General features: G+C 69.4%; 2 protein-coding genes and 1 pseudogene. 1 reads left to right on the forward strand and 2 read right to left on the reverse strand.

Annotated elements, in window-relative coordinates; genetic code table 11:
• Positions 1 to 217: pseudogene (locus FVW27_RS15085) on the forward strand (hypothetical protein); the annotation flags it as partial.
• Between the two features lie 192 nt (positions 218 to 409).
• Here FVW27_RS15085 and FVW27_RS15090 read toward each other — a convergent pair.
• Positions 410 to 868: a carboxymuconolactone decarboxylase family protein gene (locus FVW27_RS15090; protein ID WP_243838496.1), complete on the reverse strand. Its 459-nt coding sequence runs from the start codon at positions 866 to 868 to the stop codon at positions 410 to 412.
• Entirely contained in the window at positions 861 to 1,232 is a 372-nt protein-coding gene (locus FVW27_RS15095; RefSeq protein WP_167126655.1) for a MerR family transcriptional regulator, read from the reverse strand. The genes FVW27_RS15090 and FVW27_RS15095 overlap by 8 nt, the downstream gene beginning before the upstream one ends.
• Between the last annotated feature and the right edge of the window lie 321 nt (positions 1,233 to 1,553).

Here is a 1,553-nt window from a genome sequence, read left to right on the forward strand (position 1 = left end):
CCTGCCGTGGTGCCGCAGGCCCGCGCGCATCCTGGGCCTGAACGACGAGGCCGTGGCGCTGGCCATCCGCATGGACGGCGGCCCGGCCATCGGGGTGTGGACGTTGCCGCCCGGCTACGTGGACGGGCTGACCGACGCGGGCATTCCCAATGCTCCGGAGGATGCGCTGGACCTGCCCCTGCGCCGCGAGGACGTGCTGCTGGCCTGGCCACGGTAGCAACGGCTACTGCACGCGCTGACCTGAAGAGGGCGGCACGGGTCCATTACGGATTCCTTCCCGTCCGACAGATTGTTTTTCTCCTTGCACCCCGCGGCGGGCCTCCGTCGCGGGGTGGGGCTGCTACGGGCGCACACCAACCCCGGCCAGTTCGGACGAATTGTTCCGTCCCCCTTCCACGCTCCGCCCCTTCTACGCCCCGCCCCCGTCCCGTGCCGCGCCATGCCGCCCGAACACCTCGCGCGCGGCGGCAATGCCGTTGAGCGCGGCGGGAAAGCCCGCGTACACCGCCATCTGCATGATCACCTCCATGATCTCCTCGCGGGTCAGGCCCACATGCAGTCCGGCGGCAATGTGCACCTCCAGTTGGGGCCGCGCCGTGCCCATGGCCGTCAGCGCGGCGATGGTGGCGATCTCGCGCTCCCGCAGGCCAAGCTGGGGCCGCGCATACACGTCGCCAAAAGGAAACTCCACCAGCAGCCGCGCAAAGTCCGGCGCGAATTCCGCCAGTTTCGCCACCACCTGCTCGCCCGCCGTGCCGTCCACCTGCGACAGCACCCGCAGTCCGCGCTGGTAGCGGGTTTCCGTCCCTTGCGCTCCTGCCGCCTGTTCCGCCCCTTCCGTTTGGGCCGTCTTCACGTCGTCATGCATGATCGTCCTCCTGCCCGCGATACCAGGCAATCTTGTCATCCAGATGGGTCAGGCACGCCGCCAGCCGGTCCATGCGCTCGCGCACGCGCTGGCGGTGTCCTTCCAGCAGTTCCCGACGGGCCGCCAGCGTGGCATCGCCCTGCTCGCCCCGCTCTCGCAGTTCCGCGTAGCGCACCATTTCGCGCACGGGCATGTCCATCTCGCGCAGCCTGCCAATGAATTCCAACCAGCGCAGGTCGTCCTGCGTGAACAGCCTGCGCCCGCCCCGGTCGCGCTCCACCGAGCGCAGCAGGCCGATCTTTTCATACCAGCGCAGGGTGTGGGCGCTCAGCCCGGTGGTTGCCGCCACGTCACGGATGCGCATGGGCCTTCCTCCTTTTTCCGGAGCCTACAAGTTGGAGTGCGCTCGAAGTCAAGCGGTTTCGCGGGCCGCGCAAAAAAACACGCCCGGCCCACCACAAGATGGGCCGGGCGTGAGCCCGTGACGTCTGGAAAGAATGTGGCGAAATGGCCGGTACCGGGCGACCCTACATGCCGAACAGCAGCGCGCTGGGGCGACGCAGCACGGCGGGCAGCGGGTCCAGTTCGGCCCTCAGGGCATCCTGCAACGCGCGCAGGCCGCCGGGATCGTCCGCGCCAAACGACGCGGGCGTCCGGCCCGTCACCCGCAGCAACCGCCCGCGCA

Origin of the sequence: Nitratidesulfovibrio liaohensis, assembly GCF_011682075.1 — a bacterium.
GTDB lineage: Bacteria > Desulfobacterota > Desulfovibrionia > Desulfovibrionales > Desulfovibrionaceae > Cupidesulfovibrio > Cupidesulfovibrio liaohensis.

What these genes read in the sequence shown, in the direction of transcription:
- FVW27_RS15095 (WP_167126655.1), bottom strand. Translation starts at nt 1,232, where the DNA reads ATGCGCATCCGTGACGTGGCGGCAACCACCGGGCTGAGCGCCCACACC.
- FVW27_RS15090 (WP_243838496.1), bottom strand. Translation starts at nt 868, where the DNA reads ATGCATGACGACGTGAAGACGGCCCAAACGGAAGGGGCGGAACAGGCG.